We start from the raw sequence: 15,524 nt of genomic DNA, 5'->3' as shown, positions 1-15,524 counted from the left end.
TGTCGATGTTCAGTTGTGGGTTCTTCCGAACGGGCCGGGCCCGTTCATGCGAGAAGGGCGGCCCCTGCACACGTGTGCGGGGACCGCCCTCTCGGAAGTCTCAACGACGCAGACCGAGGCGCTTGATCAGCGAGCGGTAGCGCTCGATGTCGATGCTCTCCAGGTAGCGCAGGAGGCGGCGGCGACGGCCGACCAGCAGCAGCAGGCCACGACGGGAGTGGTGGTCGTGCTTGTGCGCACGGCTGTGCTCGGTGAGGTCCTTGATGCGCTGCGTGAGGAGCGCGACCTGGACCTCGGGCGAGCCCGTGTCACCCTCGGTGGTGCCGTACTCGGCGATGATCTGCTTCTTGACGTCGGTGCTCAGCGGCATGGGGCGACGACTCTCCTTCGGGGGTTTCTGCTGCGCGGCGCTCCCGGGCTGGTTCACCGGGGCTCTCTGGATCCGCGGCCGATCTGACGGCAGTTGGCAAGGTTACCAGCGGCCAGGTACGCACCCCTAATCGGCGAGGAGCGTCGCGACCCACGTCTCGAGGACGAGCGCCGCGTAGTCCTGTGGCGAGCGACCGTCGGCCGTGGAGAGCCGGTAGTAGGCCGCGCTGTTGGCCATCCACAGCCGGTGGGCGACCTCCCTGTCGTCGAGGTCGCGCCGCAGGCCACCACCGGCCCTCAGGTCGTGGGCCAGGTGGCCCATCATCTCGCGCCGACGCCGTTCGAGGGACTCGAGGACGGCTGCGCACTCCGGGTCCGTGCGGGCCGCCTCCTGGAGCGACTCGAGGAGGGGCACCACTCGGGGCAGCCGGTCGGCGAGCGCTGCGGCGTACACCTCGAGCTTGGCCCGCGCCGTCGGGGCGGCCCGGACGACGGCGACGTAGTCGCGCTGTGGCGAGGCGACGCCGTCCACCCCACCGGCGAGCTCGAGGTCGTGGATCGCCAGGAGCAGCTGGGGCTTGCGCCCTACCGCGGTGTACACCGTGTCGACGGAGACGCCGGCCCGCCGGGCGACCTCGGCGACGCTCGTCGCGGCATACCCCCGGTCGGCGAACAGCTCGCGCGCGGCGTCGAGGACCGCCCCACGGGTGGCGGCGGCCCGGGCCGCGCGCAGCGGCGAGCGGTAGAGGCGGGTCTTGACGGCGTCGGGCACGCGTCCTAGCGTAGCGATATTCGTCCGAAGCTTCTTCGGACCAATGAGGGAGGCCTCATGGACACCATCGTCGTGCACCGCAGCGGGCAGGGTCCCGGCACCTGGGCCATGGGGTCGCTCTTCGAGCACCTCCTGACCGCCCGGCAGTCGGGCGGCGCCCTCGGTGTCTCCCTCGTGACCCAGCCGCCGGGCGTCGCCACACCGGTGCACCGCCACACCCGTGAGGCGGAGGCACTCCTGGTCCTCGAGGGGGTCGTCGACTACCTCGCCGGTGACCAGCGGCACGAGCTGACCGCCGGAGCGTTCCTCTGGTTGCCGCTCGGGGTTCCCCACGCCTTCCGCATCCGGGGCTCCGCTCCCGCCCGCTTCCTCTCGCTCACGGCGCCCGGAGGGCTGATGGACCTCTACGACGAGGTGGGGGTCCCGGCCGGCGGGATGCACGTCCCGGGCGATGGCGAGGGCCTGACGACGACGCAGGAGATCGCGCGGTGGAACGAGGTCGGTCCGCGGTACGGCCTGGAGGTGGTCGGGCCTCCGCTCCCGGCCTGACCGGCACGGCACCGGTGCAGCGACGCGGTCCCGGACCCGCCGCTCTCCCCGTCTGCCTCCCGGCTCTGGTCGTGATCGCCCGGGTGGCGGTGGGTTCTCACCGCCACCCGGGAGAGCGGACCAGAGCCGACGCGGTTGCCCGCGGGGCAAGGGCGCGTCGTGCTCGGGGGGCTGCGCCGCGGGCCGGAGGACCTGCCGCTACCGGCGGGTCCGTCGTAGGCTGCCCGGACAGGTGAGCGACCCCACAGAGAGGTGGACGACGTGCGCCAGCGAGGACCCAGCCCTGCACCGGCCCCGGCGCCGGCCGACCCCGGGCGCGCGGCCGCCGTGCGGGCGCTCGCCGAGGGGATGGCCTCGATGCGCGGGCCGCTCCTGCCGGTGCTCCACGCGGTCGTCCACCAGCACGGCTACGTCCACGACGACGACGTGCCGGTCGTCGCCGACGTCCTCAACCTCAGCCGGGCCGACGTCCTCGGCGTGCTGACCTTCTACCACGACCTGCGCCGCACTCCCCCGACCGCGCACCGCGTCACGCTCTGCCGCGCCGAGGCCTGCCAGGCGCGCGGCGCCGAGGCCACCGTCGCGGCCGCCGCCGACCGGTGGGCCGGTTCGACGGACGTCGAGGTCGGCGAGGTCTTCTGCCTCGGCAACTGCGCGCTCGGCCCGTCCGGGATGCTCGACGGCGCCCTCCACGGCCGGCTCACCCCCGACCGGCTCGACGCCCTCACCGAGGGGTGGCCGGCGTGAACCCCGTCGTCTGGGTGCCGGCCGACGCCGCCGCCGTCTCGGTGGGGGCCGACGACGTCGCCGCGGCCCTCGAGGCGGCCGGCGCCACCGTCCGCCGCAACGGCTCCCGCGGCATGCTCTGGCTCGAGCCCCTCGTCGAGCTCGAGACCGACGACGGACGGGTCGGCTACGCGAACGTCGCACCCGGCGACGTCGACGCCCTGCTCGGAGGCGCGCTCGACGACACCGCCCGCTGCGTCGGCGTGGTCGACGATCACCCGTGGCTCGCGGGCCAGCACCGCGTCTCGTTCGCCCGGGTCGGCGTCATCGAGCCGACCGACCTCGCCGCCTACCGCGCCCACGGCGGGCTCGCCGGCCTCGAGCGCGCCCTCACCCTCGACCCCGCCCAGGTCGTCCGCGAGGTCACCGACTCCGGGCTGCGCGGCCGCGGAGGCGCCGGCTTCCCCGCCGGCATCAAGTGGGAGACCGTCCGCACGGCGCAGGCCGACACGAAGTTCGTCTGCTGCAACGCCGACGAGGGCGACTCCGGCACGTTCGCCGACCGGATGCTCATCGAGGGCGACCCCTTCACCCTCGTCGAGGGCATGACGATCGCCGCGATGGCCACCGGCGCGACCGAGGGGTTCGTCTACCTGCGTTCCGAGTACCCGCACGCCATCCGCACCCTGCGTCGCGCCATCGACGTCGCGTACGCGCACGGCGTCCTCGGGGCGTCGGTGCTCGGCAGCGGTCGCCGCTTCGACCTCGACGTCCGCGTCGGGGCCGGCGCGTACATCTGCGGCGAGGAGACGTCGATGCTCGAGTCCCTCGAGGGCAGGCGGGGCGAGGTGCGCGCCAAGCCGCCGATCCCCGCGCTCGAGGGGCTGTTCGGCCGGCCGACGGTCGTCAACAACGTCCTCACGCTCTCGGCCGTCCCGATGGTCCTCGCCGACGGCGGCGCGGCGTACGCCGCACTCGGCACGGGTCGCAGCCGGGGCACCCAGGTCTTCCAGCTCGCGGGCAACGTCGCCCGCGGCGGGGTCGTCGAGGCCGACTTCGGCATCTCGCTGCGTGAGCTCGTCGAGGGCTACGGCGGGGGCACGGCGTCCGGGCGGCCGGTCAAGGCCGTCCAGGTCGGCGGCCCGCTCGGCGCGTACCTGCCCCCGTCGCGGTTCGACCTGCCGATGGACTACGAGGCCTTCGCCGAGGCCGGCGCCATGGTCGGCCACGGCGGTGTGGTCGTCTTCGACGACTCGATGGACGCCGGTGCGATGGCGCGGTTCGCGATGGAGTTCTGCGCCAAGGAGTCCTGCGGCAAGTGCACCCCGTGCCGCGTCGGCTCGACCCGCGGCGTCGAGGTCATCGACCGCATCCGGGCCGGGACACAGCGCGAGTCCAACCTGGTCCTCCTCGAGGACCTCTGCGCGACGATGACCAAGGGCTCGCTCTGCGCGATGGGCGGCCTCACCCCGATGCCGGTCCGCAGCGCCCTCGAGCACTGGCCCGAGGACTTCGGTGTCGAGCCCGCCGCGGCCGACGCCGCCACCGACGCGATGCCCGAGTCAGCCACCAGCACCACCGGAGGAGCGCGGCCATGACCACCATCGACGAGCGACCCGACGCCCTGGCGTCCGAGACCGACCACGGCACACCGCCGGTCAGGGGCGGTGCGCCCGCCACCATGAGCATCGACGGCCGCGAGGTCACGGTGCCCGCCGGCACCTCGGTGATGCGCGCCGCCGCCGAGGTCGGCATCGAGATCCCCAAGCTCTGCGCCACCGACTCGCTCAAGGCGTTCGGGTCCTGCCGGCTCTGCCTCGTCGAGGTCGAGGGCGGCAAGGGCACCCCTGCGTCGTGCACGACCCCGTGCACCGACGGCATGGTCGTCAGCACCCGCACCGAGCAGGTGCAGGACCTGCGCCGGAACGTCATGGAGCTCTACCTCTCGGACCACCCGACCGACTGCGCCGGCTGCGCCCGCGGCAGCTGCGAGATGCAGAAGTGGGCGCGCGAGACCGGGGTCGCCGAGGTCCGGTACGGCCTCGACGGCGCGAGCCACCTCGCCGACACCACCGACCGCTCCAACCCCTACTTCGACTACGACCCGGCCGCCTGCATCGTCTGCTCGCGCTGCGTGCGTGCCTGCTCCGAGACGCAGGGGACGTTCGCCCTCACCGTCGAGGGGCGCGGCTTCGACTCGCGGATCTCGGCCGGCGGCACCGACTTCCTGCACTCCGAGTGCGTCTCGTGCGGCGCCTGCGTGCAGGCCTGCCCGACCGAGGCGCTGACGGAGCGGTCCGTCGTGCAGCTCGGGATGCCGACCCGCTCGGTCGTCACGACGTGCGCGTACTGCGGCGTCGGCTGCTCGTTCAAGGCCGAGGTGCAGGGCTCGGGGGACGACACCCGCGTCGTCCGCATGGTGCCGTGGAAGGACGGCGGCGCGAACGAGGGGCACTCGTGCGTCAAGGGCCGCTTCGCCTACGGGTACGCGGCGCACGACGACCGGCAGCTGCAGCCGATGGTGCGCGAGTCGATCGACGACGAGTGGCGCGTCGTCTCCTGGGACGAGGCGATCCGGACGGCGGCCGAGGGCTTCCGGCGCATCCAGGCCGAGCACGGCGTCGGGTCCATCGGCGGCATCTCGTCCTCGCGCTGCACGAACGAGGAGGTGTACGTCGTCCAGAAGATGGTGCGGGCGGCGTTCCGCAACAACAACGTCGACACCTGCGCACGGGTCTGCCACTCCCCCACCGGCTACGGGCTCAACCACGCCTTCGGCACCTCGGCCGGCACCCAGGACTTCCGCTCGGTCGAGCAGGCCGACGTCATGCTCCTCATCGGGGCCAACCCGACCGACGCGCACCCGGTCTTCGCCTCACGGATGAAGAAGCGCCTGCGGGCCGGCGCGCGGATCATCGTCGCCGACCCCCGGCGCATCGACCTCGTCCGCAGCCCGCACGTCGAGGCCGCGCACCACCTGCCGGTGCGGCCGGGCACGAACGTCGCCTTCGTCAACGCGATGGCGCACGTCATCGTCACCGAGGGCCTGCTCGACGAGGAGTTCGTCCGCACCCGCACCGAGGGCGCGGAGGGCTACCTCGAGTTCATCGCCCGGCCCGAGCACTCACCCGAGGCCACGGAGGCCGAGACCGGCATCCCGGCCGACGAGCTGCGTTCCGCCGCACGGTTGTACGCGGCCGGACCGAACTCCGCCATCTACTACGGCCTCGGCGTCACCGAGCACAGCCAGGGCTCGACGATGGTCATGGGGATGGCCAACCTCGCGATGCTCACCGGCAACCTCGGGCGCGAAGGCGTCGGCGTCAACCCGCTGCGCGGCCAGAACAACGTGCAGGGCTCCTGCGACATGGGCTCCTTCCCGCACGAGCTGCCGGGCTACCGGCACGTGTCCCGGCCCGAGGTGCGCGAGATCTACGAGTCGCTGTGGGGCGTCACCATCCAGCCGGAGCCGGGGCTGCGCATCCCCAACATGTTCGACTCCGCGATCGGCGGGTCCTTCCTCGGGCTCTACGTGCAGGGCGAGGACATCGCTCAGTCCGACCCCAACACCCAGCACGTCGAGGCCGCGCTGCGCTCGATGCAGATGGTGGTGGTCCAGGACCTCTTCCTCAACGAGACGGCGCGCTTCGCCCACGTCTTCCTGCCCGGCACGTCGTTCCTCGAGAAGGACGGTACGTTCACCAACGCCGAGCGCCGGCTCAACCGGGTGCGGCCGGTCATGCCGAGCCGCGTCGGCAAGGACGAGTGGCAGGTCGTGTGCGAGCTCGCGACCGCGATGGGCTACCCGATGTCGTACGGCTCGACCGCCGAGATCATGGACGAGATCGCCTCGACCACACCGACGTTCGCCGGCGTCTCGTTCGCCCGGCTCGACGCCGAGGGCTCGATGCAGTGGCCGGTCACCGACGCCGCGCCGCACGGCACCCCGACGATGCACGTCGGGCAGTTCGTCCGCGGGCTGGGCCAGCTGACCCCGACGGTCTACGTGCCCACCACCGAGCGCGCCAACCGCCGCTTCCCCCTCGTGCTGACGACGGGGCGCATCCTCTCGCAGTACAACGTCGGCGCGCAGACCCGCCGGACGCCGAACTCGACGTGGCACCCAGCCGACGTGCTCGAGATCCATCCGTCCGACGCCGAGCTGCGCGGCATCCGCGACGGCGACGTCGTCGAGCTCGCCTCGCGCGTCGGCGCGACCCGGCTCACCGCGCTCGTCTCGGACCGGATGCCCGCCGGCGTCGTCTACACGACCTTCCACCACCCGGTGACCGGCGCCAACGTCGTGACGACCGAGAACTCCGACTGGGCCACCAACTGCCCCGAGTACAAGGTGACGGCCGTCCAGGTGACGGTGGCGACCGAGGCCGCGCGGGCCGAGAGCGGCGCCGCACCCGAGGAGCGCGGTGCCCCGATGCCGGCGGGCGCGATGGCGAGGCACCGCCGGTGAGCGGCGGCGTCCCCCCGGTCGTCCGGCTCGGGCACGACCTCGTCCGCAACTTCGAGGCGCTGCCGCCGGAGAAGGCGGCCGAGGAGCTCGCGACCCACATCAAGAAGTTCTGGGAGCCGCGGATGCGGCACGAGCTGCTGGCGCGCGTCCGGCGCGGCGAGACCGACCTCCACCCGCTGCTCGTACGGGCCGCCGAGGACCTCGTCGACGGCGACATCGACCGCTCCGAGGTGCGAGAGCCCTCCGGGGGCTGACGCGGGCGGAGCGCTAGCGTGGTGCCGCGCGCCGGACGGGCCGGCCGCGGAGAGGTCCCGATGCGCGTCGCCCTGGCCAAGACCGTGCTGCGCCTGGCCCGGTGGACGGCCGTCGGCGAGGTCCCCCGCACCGGCGTCCTCGTCGGGGCGCCGCACACGTCCAACTGGGACTTCGTGATGATGCTGCTCGTCATGTGGCGCGGCGACGTCACGCCGCGCGTGCTCATCAAGCAGGAGCTGTTCAGGGGCCCGCTCGGCTGGCTGCTGCACCGCCTCGGGGGCATCCCGCTGGACCGCGGGAACCCCGGTCAGGTCGTGCGCGAGCTGGTGCGCGAGGCCCGCAGCGGGGAGCCGTTCCTGCTCATCCTCGCCGCCGAGGGCACGCGCGACCGCGGCGAGTACTGGAAGTCGGGGTTCTGGCGGATCGCGCGCGCGGCCAAGCTGCCGATCGCGCTGGCGTTCATCGACGGCCCCTCCCGCACAGCAGGATTCGGGCCGACCATCACGGCGACGCCCGACGTCCGCGCCGACATGGACCTCGTCCGGGAGTTCTACCGCGACAAGCGCGGGATCCACCCCGAGAAGCGCACCGAGCCGCGCCTGCGCGAGGAGGACCGCCCCACCGGGGCGTGACCGTACGGCAGCCGGCGCTCACCGGAGGCCGACCAGCTCCGGTCGGGGCACGGCCGGCACCGGGGCCGTCGCGCTGACGGTCGGCTCGTCCTGCCGGGGGCGGCGACCGGTGACGATGAGGCGGCGGGCCGGGCGCTCGACGAGGACCATCATCAGCCACGAGGCGAGTGCCAGGACGCCCACGAGCCCGACGAGCACGAGCTGCGCCAGCCACGGGTCGCCCGCCGCCAGGCCGACGGCCTGCTCGACCGGCCACTCGAAGAGCCAGTGGACCATGTAGAGCGCGAACGACGCCTCGCCCGCGGCGACGAGCCACCGCAGCGAGAGGACCTGGGCGAGCCACCCGGACGAGGCCGCCAGCGCGGCGACCCCGAGGCCGAGGGCGGGCGCCATCCAGTAGCGCCCCGCCGACGCCTGGGGGACGACGGCGGTGACGACGAGCGCCAGCGGCAGGACGGGGACGAGGCGGCCCAGGCGCGCCCCTCCGCGCACCCAGGCGAGGCAGAGGAGCATCCCACCGACGAACTCGAACATGATCCGGACCCAGAACATGTTCTCGAGGTTGCCGTTCGGCAGGGCCATCGTCGCGAAGATCCAGAGCATGACGCCGTAGCTGGCGGCGGCGAGGACCAGCGCGGTGGAGGACCGGCGCAGGCGCGCGACGGCGACGAAGAGGAGCGGCGCGAGCAGGTAGGCGAACCACTCGGCGCTGATCGACCACGCCGGGGTGTTGAAGCTCGGGCGGTCGCTGACCCAGTAGTGGACCATCCCGAGGTTCTGGAGGTAGGCGTCGCCGGTGCGGCGGCTGTCCTCGACGGTGCGCCCGAGGGTGCCGAGGAGGAAGGCGGTGAGGACGTCGACGTGCAGGGCGACGACGTGCACGGGCCAGACCCGCGCGAAGCGGTTGCGGACGAACGAGCGCGTGTCGCGCCAGCGGAAGGCGCGCATCCGGTCGGCGTACGTGTACGCGAGGACGAAGCCGCTCAGGGCGAAGAAGAGGTCGACACCGAGGTAGCCCGCCCGCATGAAGGTGTCGAGGGGCGCGAGCGAAGGCTCGAGGGCGAGGATCTCCTCGCGGTAGTGGAAGAGGACGACCCACACCGCGGCGACGGCTCGCAGGCCGGTGAGCGCGGGGAGGGCCGGCCGGCGGGTCAGCAGCTCCATCCCCACGACCTTGCCGAGGGGTCGTGCCGCGGCTCAAGTCGGCAGGCCCCGGGTCTCAGGTCGCTGAAAGCGCTCGGGAATGCACTGCGCCGCAGGTCAGGCGGTCGGAGCCCGCGACGGGATGGCTCGCCGGGGGCTCCGTCGCGTGCGAGGTACGTCACGCCGACGCCCCCTCCCCTCGCCGAGCCCGCCCTTGACAACATACAACCGTTTGATTGTATGTTGATCTCGTGACCGGGAGCAGCGAGGACCGCGCGGACGCGCTGTTCCACGCGCTCGCCGACCGGACGCGACGCGACATCCTGCGCCGGGTCCTCGCCGGAGAGCACTCGGTCACGACGCTGGCGGCGGGCTACGACATGAGCTTCGCCGCCGTCCAGAAGCACGTCGCCGTCCTGGAGAGGGCGGGCCTGCTGACGAAGCGACGTCACGGTCGTGAGCAGCTGGCCAGCGGTGACGTGGAGGCCGTCCGGTCGGTCGCCTCGATGCTCGACGAGCTCGAGGCGGTCTGGCGGGGACGGATCGCCCGGATCGACCTGTTGCTCACCGAGGAGACCTGACATGCCCGTCACCGACATCGCCAAGGACGTCGAGAACCACACCCTGACCATCACCGCGGAGTTCGCCGCCCCGGTCGCCCGGGTGTGGGCGCTCTACGAGGACCCGCGCCAGCTCGAGCAGGTCTGGGGCCCGCCGGAGTACCCGGCGACGTTCGTCGACCACGAGCTGCGCGCCGGCACCCGGACGACGTACTACATGACCTCCCCGGAGGGCGAGAAGTTCGCCGGCTACTGGGACGTGACGGGCGTGGAGCCGACGGAGCGGTTCACCTTCCGCGACGGCTTCGCCCACGAGGACCTGACGCCCAACCCCGAGCTGCCCGTCTCGGAGTGCGTCTACGACTTCTCGGCGACCGAGGGCGGCACCCGCGCGGTCTACACGACGACCTACGCCAGCGCCGAGGCGCTGCAGCAGGTCCTCGACATGGGGATGGAGGAGGGGGCGCGGTCCGCCATCGGGCAGATCGACGCGTTCCTCGCGCGCGGCTGAGGGCGGCACCCGGGCCGCTCGTCACGACCGTCACGCCGGACCCTCTTCTCCCATACTTCCGTTGTGTCACAATGGTTTTGACTGTTGATGAGTCTTCCGCTCGGCGGGTTCGGGGAGTAGGATGGGGTCACGAGGGGAGGGGGAGCCGATGGCCATCAGCACGCAGCGCCGGGCGAATGCTGCGGACGTCACTGCCGCTGCGGTCGGTGCACGCACGCTCGTCGCAGAGGCGCTCTCCCCCACCCTCGTGGGTGGTTCGGTCGCCGACTGGGCGCACGCGCTCCGCGAGCTCCAGGCCCTCGCCGACGTGGTCGCCGCGGCGCAGGACGAGGCCATCGTCCGGCTCGCGGCGATCGAGCCGGTCGTGCTGGAGACGGGCGAGCTGGTCGAGACCCACCGGGCGCCGGGGCACATCGCCCTCGACGCACCGGCCGTCGTGTCGGGTGCGCTGTCGGTGTCGGCGGTACACGCGGAACGCCGGGTGCGCGACGCGGTGCGGCGTGCGGCCGACGGCCCGGCGACGAGCACCGGCCTCGGCGGGCTCCACACGGCGATGGCGGAGGGGCGGCTCGACGCCTACCGCGCGCAGGTCGTCGCGGCCGAGCTGGAGGAGGTGCCGGCCGAGGTCGCCTCCGGCGTCGTCGCCACCCTCGGCCCGTGGTTCGACCGCGAGGACGCCGCCCGGTTGCGCCGACGGACACGGCGGGTGCTGGCCGCCATCTCCCCGGACCTGCTGCGGCAGAGGGCGGTCCGTGCGCGAGCGGCCTCGGGGCTGCGGCGCTGGGTCGACGAGCCAGGGGTCGACACGTGGCTCGGGACCTTCCCGTCCGAGGACGCCTGCGCGGCGTGGGCGGCCATCGACACCCTCGCCCGCCACTACGTCGACGACGGGACCTGCGAGCACCTCGAGCGGGCCCGGGCCAAGGCGCTCACCGACCTCGTCACGTCGAACGCGACGGTCGACGTGCGGGTGCAGCTCGTCGCTCCCGCCGACGCTCAGGTGGTCGCGGCCCCTAGCGACGTCACCCCCCTCGACGACCGCGACCTCGTCACCGTCCACGGCCTGCACGCCGGCGACCCCGACCTCGTGCCCCGCGGATGGTTGGCTCGCGCGACGCCCGTCACCGCTCCGGCGTCCCCGGTGCTCCACCCCACCAGCGGCGCCCTCACCGACCCCGACGACGAGCTCGCGACGGACGCCTACCGGCCCGGTGCCCGACTGGCCGCGCTGGTCCGCGCCCGGGACGGGCGGTGCCGCTTCCCCGGCTGTCAGGTCTCCGCCCGGTTCTGCGACCTCGACCACGTCCTCGCCTGGCCGCTGGGGCCGACGAGCGCCGCCAACCTCGCCTGCCTCTGCCGCCGCCACCACCGCGTCAAGCAGCGGCCGGGGTGGTCGGTTCGGATGTCCGCCGACGGCTCCCTCCACTGGACCGACCCCACCGGCGCGGTCCGCACCACGCACCCCCTCGACCACCGGCCGCTGGTGCTCCCGGCACGTGCCCCGGACCCGCCGCCTCCCCAGGTCCGACGCGACGCGCAGACCCGGGCGCCGCACTCGGCGCTCGAGTTCGGCCTCGAGCACCGCGGTGGCACCGGCCCACCCGTGACCCGCGGGTGCCGCATCGAGGTCCATCGGCCGGTGCGCACGTACCGGGTCACCGGTCTGCACCCACCGAGACGACGCGACCCGTTCCCCGCCACCCCACCCTTCTGACCCTCGTTCGCACTGGGCGTCGTCGTCGTGCCCGCACCGGGATGCCGCTCTGCCCGGGCTCTGGCGTCCGGGGCACCGCTCGGGCACGCTGTCCCCATGGCAGTCGAGGTCATCACCACGGACGCGGCGCCCCGCAACCCGCTCTTCGCGCAGGGGACCAAGGCCGGCGGGTTCGTCCACGTCTCGGGGACCGTCGGTGTCGACCCCGCGACCGGTGCCCTGGCCGGTGAGACCATCGGCGCCCAGACCACGCAGGCCCTCGCCAACTGCACCGCGGTCGTCGAGGCGGCCGGGGGCTCGAATGACGACGTCGTCGAGGTCGGGATCCTGCTGCACGACCCCGACGACTTCCCCGGGATGAACGCCGCCTACGCGCAGTGGGTCCCTGCCACGCCGCCCGCGCGGTACGCCGCGAAGCTCGGTGCCGTGATCCCCGGTGTGCTGGTCTCGATCAGGATGACGGCCTACGTGGGCTGACGTGACGTCGCCGACCGTGGCAGCGCGCTGGGCGGCGCCCGTGGCGTCGGACTGGGGGTGATCGCCCCACGTCCCGCGCCACCGGCCACGTCCCGGCGCCGGCCACCGTCGCCCGCAGCGCTCAGACGCAGAACTCGTTGCCCTCGGGGTCGCGCATCGTCACCCAGTGGACGCCCATCTCGGCGTGCTCCTCGCCCCGGACCGCGCCGAGCCCCTCGAGGCGCTCGACCTCGGCGGCGACCCGACGGCGCTGCTCCTCCATCGGCACGGAGGGCCCGCCCCCGCCGAGCAGGTCGAGGTGGAGGCGGTTCTTGCCCTCCTTGGGCTCGGGCACCCGCTGGAAGAAGAGGCGCGGCTGCCCCTCGGCCTCGAGCGCCGAGGCGTCGTTGAACCGCTCCTCCGGCAGGCCTTGCGCCGCGAGGAAGGACGGCCAGTCGGCGAACCCACCCGGCGGCGCCGGCACCGCGTAGCCCCGCGGGGCGAGGGCGCCGGCCCAGAACTCCGCGAGGGCGGCGGGGTCGGCGCAGTCGATGACGACCTGGACGGGCAGCGCTGAGCGATCCATGCGCCGAGTGTGGACCCATCCACCGACACCGGGTGCGTGACCCACGGAACAGCGCGACAGCGACCGCGGTGGGAGCATCGGGAGGCGTCGAGAAGGAGGCCCCACGATGGCCACCACACCCACCACCATCCCGGTCCGCGTCGCGGCCGCCGACGTCCTCGCCCAGCGCCGCATCGCCGTGACCGGCGTCTCGCGCACCCCGCGGGGCCACGGCGCGAACACCGTCTACACATGGCTGCGCGACCACGGCTACGAGGTCTTCGCGGTCAACCCGCACGCGACCGAGGTCGAGGGGGACCCGGCCTACCCGACGGTGCAGGCCGTGCCCGGTGGTGTCGACGCGGTCGTCGTCGCCACGTCCGCCGCGCACGCGCTCGAGAGCGTCGAGGAGTCTCTCGACTCGGGCGTCCGCCGACTCTGGCTGCACCGCTCGACCGGCGCCGGCTCCGTCTCCCCCGAGGCGGTGGTGCGCGCGCGGGCGGCCGGCGCGACGGTCATCGCCGGTGATTGCCCGATCATGTTCCACCCCGAGGGTGACGGCGTGCACCACGCGATGTGCCGCGTCCTCACGTGGACGGGGACGGTCCCCCGGACCGTCTGACGCGACCGACCGCCGGACGTCCCGAGGGCTGGACGCACCTACCCCCACCGGGTGTACCATCATCGGTTCGCCAGCATGGGAACCCCACACACCGCAGGAGGCGGCTCCGCCGTGCCCACGACGACCGCCCACCACCCGACCACCCCCACCGACGACGTGCTCGCCCGCGAGCAGGCCCACCTCGACCACGCGCGCGACGAGCTGCGCCGGATGCGCGAGACCACCGAGCGGCTCGACGTGTCGACCGCGGCCGACGCCTTCAACGCGGCCTACCTCGACCTGGTCCTCGCCCGCCGCGTCGCCTCGCTCCAGGACGACCCGCGCACCACGCTCTTCTTCGGCCGCATCGACTGCCGCACCGAGCACGGCGAGGAGACCTTCCACGTCGGGCGGCGGCACGTCGGCGACGCCCACGGCGACCCGGTCGTCGTCGACTGGCGAGCGCCCATCTCGACGGCGTTCTACCGCGCCTCCCCCGCCGAGCCGATGGGCGTCGAGCTGCGGCGCCGGTTCGGCGTCGACCGCGGCCGCCTCACCGCCTACGAGGACGAGCGCCTCGTCGCCGGAGACGCCGCCGACCGCAGCGGCATCCTCGCCGCCGAGATCGAGCGGCCCCGCTCCGGCCCGATGCGCGACATCGTCTCCACGATCCAGCCCGAGCAGGACGAGATCGTCCGCTCCGACCTCGCGACGAGCATCTGCGTGCAGGGGGCGCCCGGCACCGGCAAGACCGCCGTCGGCCTGCACCGGGCGGCGTGGCTGCTCTACTCCTTCCGCCGGCGCCTCGACCGGGCCGGCGTCCTCGTCGTCGGCCCCAACCGCGCCTTCCTCGACCACATCGGCGCGGTCCTGCCCTCGCTCGGCGAGGTGCGGGTGCAGCACGCGACCGTCGACACCCTCCTCGACCACGGCCGCGTGCGCGCCGACGACCCCACCGAGGTCGCGCTCCTCAAGGGCGACGCCCGCTTGGCCGAGGTCCTGCGGGCCGCGGTGTGGCGCAACGTCGCCCGAGCTCACGACGCGCTCGTCGTCCCCCGTGGCTCACGCCGCTGGCGCGTCCCTGCCTACGAGGTGCAGGACGAGCTCGACGGGCTCGTCACCCGCGGGGTCCGCTACTCCGCCGCCCGCGAGCTCCTCCCCCAGCGCCTGGCCCACCTCGTGATGCTCCAGATCGAGCGCTCGGGCGACTTCCCGGGCGACACCGTGCAGGACTCGATCGCCCGCTCGGCACCGGTCCGCACCGCGACGAAGGACCTCTGGCCGGCACTCGACCCGGCCGCCGTGCTCTTCGGCCTGCTCTCGGACGCCGATGCGCTGGCCGCCGCGGCGGACGGCGTCCTCACCGAGGACGAGCAGCGGGTCCTGCTCTGGGAGAGGCCGCCCCGCAGCAAGGGGGCAGCGCGCTGGTCGCGGGCCGACATGGCGCTCCTCGACGAGCTGGCCGACCTCCTCGACCGCACGCCGAGCCTCGGCCACGTCATCGTCGACGAGGCGCAGGACCTCTCCCCGATGCAGCTGCGGGCCGTCGGTCGTCGGGCCTCGACCGGCAGCCTGACCGTCCTCGGGGACATCGCGCAGGGCACCACCCCGTGGGCGACCCCGTCCTGGGAGGAGGCGATGCGCCACCTCGGTCGGACCGAGCACGAGCTCGTCGTCCTCGACCGCGGCTTCCGCGTCCCGGCCCTCGTCATCGACTACGCCGCGCGCCTGCTGCCCCTCGTCGCACCGGGGCTGGCGGCGCCGGTCTCGGTGCGCGACGACCCCGGCCGCCTCGACGTCCTGCGCGCCGACCCGGAGCGTCGCTCGCTCGCGGTGGTCGACGCCGTGCGCTCGCTGACGGACGAGCCCGGGTCGGTGGGCGTCATCGTGCCCGACGCGTTCGTCACCGCCGTCTCGTCGGCGCTGACCACCGCGGGCATCCCGCACGGACGGCTCGACGCCGACCACGGGGACGACGAGGACCGTCAGGTCGAGCTCGTGCCGGCGAGCATCGCCAAGGGCCTCGAGTTCGACCGCGTCGTCGTCGTCGAGCCGGCGGCCGTCGTGCGCGGCGAGCCGGACGAGCGCACCGGCCTGCGGCGCCTCTACGTCGTGCTGACCCGGGCCGTGTCGGCCCTCGTCGTCGTGCACTCCGAGCCGCTGCCCGAGGTGCTGACCGGCTGACGACGGTCGGGCGCGGCGG

The 15,524-nt window shown here is 73.8% G+C and carries 16 protein-coding genes; 12 read left to right on the top strand and 4 right to left on the bottom strand.

What is annotated here, in order from left to right; all coding sequences use genetic code 11:
* Positions 1-100: 100 nt before the first annotated feature.
* Positions 101-370: a 30S ribosomal protein S15 gene (gene rpsO, locus J3473_RS09405; RefSeq protein ID WP_030527353.1), complete on the bottom strand. Its 270-nt coding sequence runs from the start codon at positions 368-370 to the stop codon at positions 101-103.
* 126 nt (positions 371-496) lie between these two features.
* Positions 497-1,141 carry a TetR/AcrR family transcriptional regulator gene (locus J3473_RS09400; RefSeq protein WP_242525791.1) on the bottom strand — a complete coding sequence of 215 codons (645 nt, stop codon included), beginning with the start codon at positions 1,139-1,141 and terminating at the stop codon, positions 497-499.
* Positions 1,142-1,198: 57 nt separating this feature from the next.
* On the opposite strand from J3473_RS09400, the gene J3473_RS09395 reads away from it, so the two are divergent.
* From J3473_RS09395 to J3473_RS09370, 6 genes are all read left to right on the top strand, one after another.
* Complete coding sequence (locus J3473_RS09395; protein WP_207022857.1) at positions 1,199-1,690, top strand: cupin domain-containing protein; 492 nt, start codon at positions 1,199-1,201, stop codon at positions 1,688-1,690.
* A gap of 261 nt (positions 1,691-1,951) precedes the next feature.
* Entirely contained in the window at positions 1,952-2,437 is a 486-nt protein-coding gene (locus J3473_RS09390) for an NAD(P)H-dependent oxidoreductase subunit E (RefSeq protein ID WP_242525790.1), read from the top strand.
* Complete coding sequence (locus tag J3473_RS09385; RefSeq protein ID WP_207022856.1) at positions 2,434-4,014, top strand: NADH-ubiquinone oxidoreductase-F iron-sulfur binding region domain-containing protein; 1,581 nt, start codon at positions 2,434-2,436, stop codon at positions 4,012-4,014. The genes J3473_RS09390 and J3473_RS09385 overlap by 4 nt, the downstream gene beginning before the upstream one ends.
* Entirely contained in the window at positions 4,011-6,884 is a 2,874-nt protein-coding gene (fdhF, locus tag J3473_RS09380; RefSeq protein WP_207022855.1) for a formate dehydrogenase subunit alpha, read from the top strand. The genes J3473_RS09385 and fdhF overlap by 4 nt, the downstream gene beginning before the upstream one ends.
* Positions 6,881-7,138 (top strand): formate dehydrogenase subunit delta, encoded by a 258-nt coding sequence (locus J3473_RS09375; RefSeq protein ID WP_207022854.1) that lies wholly within the window; start codon positions 6,881-6,883, stop codon positions 7,136-7,138. The genes fdhF and J3473_RS09375 overlap by 4 nt, the downstream gene beginning before the upstream one ends.
* 60 nt (positions 7,139-7,198) lie before the next feature.
* Positions 7,199-7,771: a 1-acyl-sn-glycerol-3-phosphate acyltransferase gene (locus J3473_RS09370; RefSeq protein WP_207022853.1), complete on the top strand. Its 573-nt coding sequence runs from the start codon at positions 7,199-7,201 to the stop codon at positions 7,769-7,771.
* 18 nt (positions 7,772-7,789) lie between these two features.
* On the opposite strand, the gene J3473_RS09365 is transcribed toward J3473_RS09370, so the two are convergent.
* On the bottom strand, positions 7,790-8,935 hold the full coding sequence (locus tag J3473_RS09365; protein WP_207022852.1) for an acyltransferase: 1,146 nt from the start codon (positions 8,933-8,935) through the stop codon (positions 7,790-7,792).
* A gap of 230 nt (positions 8,936-9,165) precedes the next feature.
* Here J3473_RS09365 and J3473_RS09360 point away from each other — a divergent pair, with 230 nt between their 5' ends.
* From J3473_RS09360 to J3473_RS09345, 4 genes are all read left to right on the top strand, one after another.
* On the top strand, positions 9,166-9,495 hold the full coding sequence (locus J3473_RS09360; protein WP_030527365.1) for a helix-turn-helix transcriptional regulator: 330 nt from the start codon (positions 9,166-9,168) through the stop codon (positions 9,493-9,495).
* A 1-nt stretch (position 9,496) separates the two neighbouring features.
* On the top strand, positions 9,497-9,985 hold the full coding sequence (locus tag J3473_RS09355; RefSeq protein WP_207022851.1) for an SRPBCC domain-containing protein: 489 nt from the start codon (positions 9,497-9,499) through the stop codon (positions 9,983-9,985).
* A 148-nt stretch (positions 9,986-10,133) separates the two neighbouring features.
* On the top strand, positions 10,134-11,699 hold the full coding sequence (locus J3473_RS09350) for an HNH endonuclease signature motif containing protein (protein ID WP_207022850.1): 1,566 nt from the start codon (positions 10,134-10,136) through the stop codon (positions 11,697-11,699).
* Between the two features lie 96 nt (positions 11,700-11,795).
* Positions 11,796-12,176, top strand: coding sequence for a RidA family protein (locus J3473_RS09345; RefSeq protein ID WP_207022849.1), 381 nt, complete (start codon positions 11,796-11,798; stop codon positions 12,174-12,176).
* Positions 12,177-12,297: 121 nt separating this feature from the next.
* Here J3473_RS09345 and J3473_RS09340 read toward each other — a convergent pair whose 3' ends face one another.
* Positions 12,298-12,741 carry a VOC family protein gene (locus J3473_RS09340; protein WP_207022848.1) on the bottom strand — a complete coding sequence of 148 codons (444 nt, stop codon included), beginning with the start codon at positions 12,739-12,741 and terminating at the stop codon, positions 12,298-12,300.
* Between the two features lie 106 nt (positions 12,742-12,847).
* Between J3473_RS09340 and J3473_RS09335 the strand changes: the two genes are divergently transcribed.
* Positions 12,848-13,342: a CoA-binding protein gene (locus tag J3473_RS09335; RefSeq protein WP_207022847.1), complete on the top strand. Its 495-nt coding sequence runs from the start codon at positions 12,848-12,850 to the stop codon at positions 13,340-13,342.
* 111 nt (positions 13,343-13,453) lie between these two features.
* Positions 13,454-15,505 (top strand): AAA family ATPase, encoded by a 2,052-nt coding sequence (locus tag J3473_RS09330; protein ID WP_242525789.1) that lies wholly within the window; start codon positions 13,454-13,456, stop codon positions 15,503-15,505.
* Positions 15,506-15,524: the final 19 nt, after the last annotated feature.

The organism is Phycicoccus sp. DTK01, from assembly GCF_017312765.1.
Taxonomy (GTDB): Bacteria; Actinomycetota; Actinomycetes; order Actinomycetales; family Dermatophilaceae; genus Phycicoccus; species Phycicoccus jejuensis.
Note: the sequence above shows the minus strand (reverse complement) of the source record. Positions and strands in the feature narration are given on the sequence as shown.

Coding starts and splice junctions, on each gene's coding strand:
- J3473_RS09365 (WP_207022852.1), bottom strand. CDS start 8,935: ATGGAGCTGCTGACCCGCCGGCCGGCCCTCCCCGCGCTCACCGGCCTG.
- J3473_RS09350 (WP_207022850.1), top strand. CDS start 10,134: ATGGCCATCAGCACGCAGCGCCGGGCGAATGCTGCGGACGTCACTGCC.
- J3473_RS09345 (WP_207022849.1), top strand. CDS start 11,796: ATGGCAGTCGAGGTCATCACCACGGACGCGGCGCCCCGCAACCCGCTC.
- J3473_RS09335 (WP_207022847.1), top strand. CDS start 12,848: ATGGCCACCACACCCACCACCATCCCGGTCCGCGTCGCGGCCGCCGAC.
- fdhF (WP_207022855.1), top strand. CDS start 4,011: ATGACCACCATCGACGAGCGACCCGACGCCCTGGCGTCCGAGACCGAC.
- rpsO (WP_030527353.1), bottom strand. CDS start 370: ATGCCGCTGAGCACCGACGTCAAGAAGCAGATCATCGCCGAGTACGGC.
- J3473_RS09395 (WP_207022857.1), top strand. CDS start 1,199: ATGGACACCATCGTCGTGCACCGCAGCGGGCAGGGTCCCGGCACCTGG.
- J3473_RS09340 (WP_207022848.1), bottom strand. CDS start 12,741: ATGGATCGCTCAGCGCTGCCCGTCCAGGTCGTCATCGACTGCGCCGAC.
- J3473_RS09355 (WP_207022851.1), top strand. CDS start 9,497: ATGCCCGTCACCGACATCGCCAAGGACGTCGAGAACCACACCCTGACC.
- J3473_RS09370 (WP_207022853.1), top strand. CDS start 7,199: ATGCGCGTCGCCCTGGCCAAGACCGTGCTGCGCCTGGCCCGGTGGACG.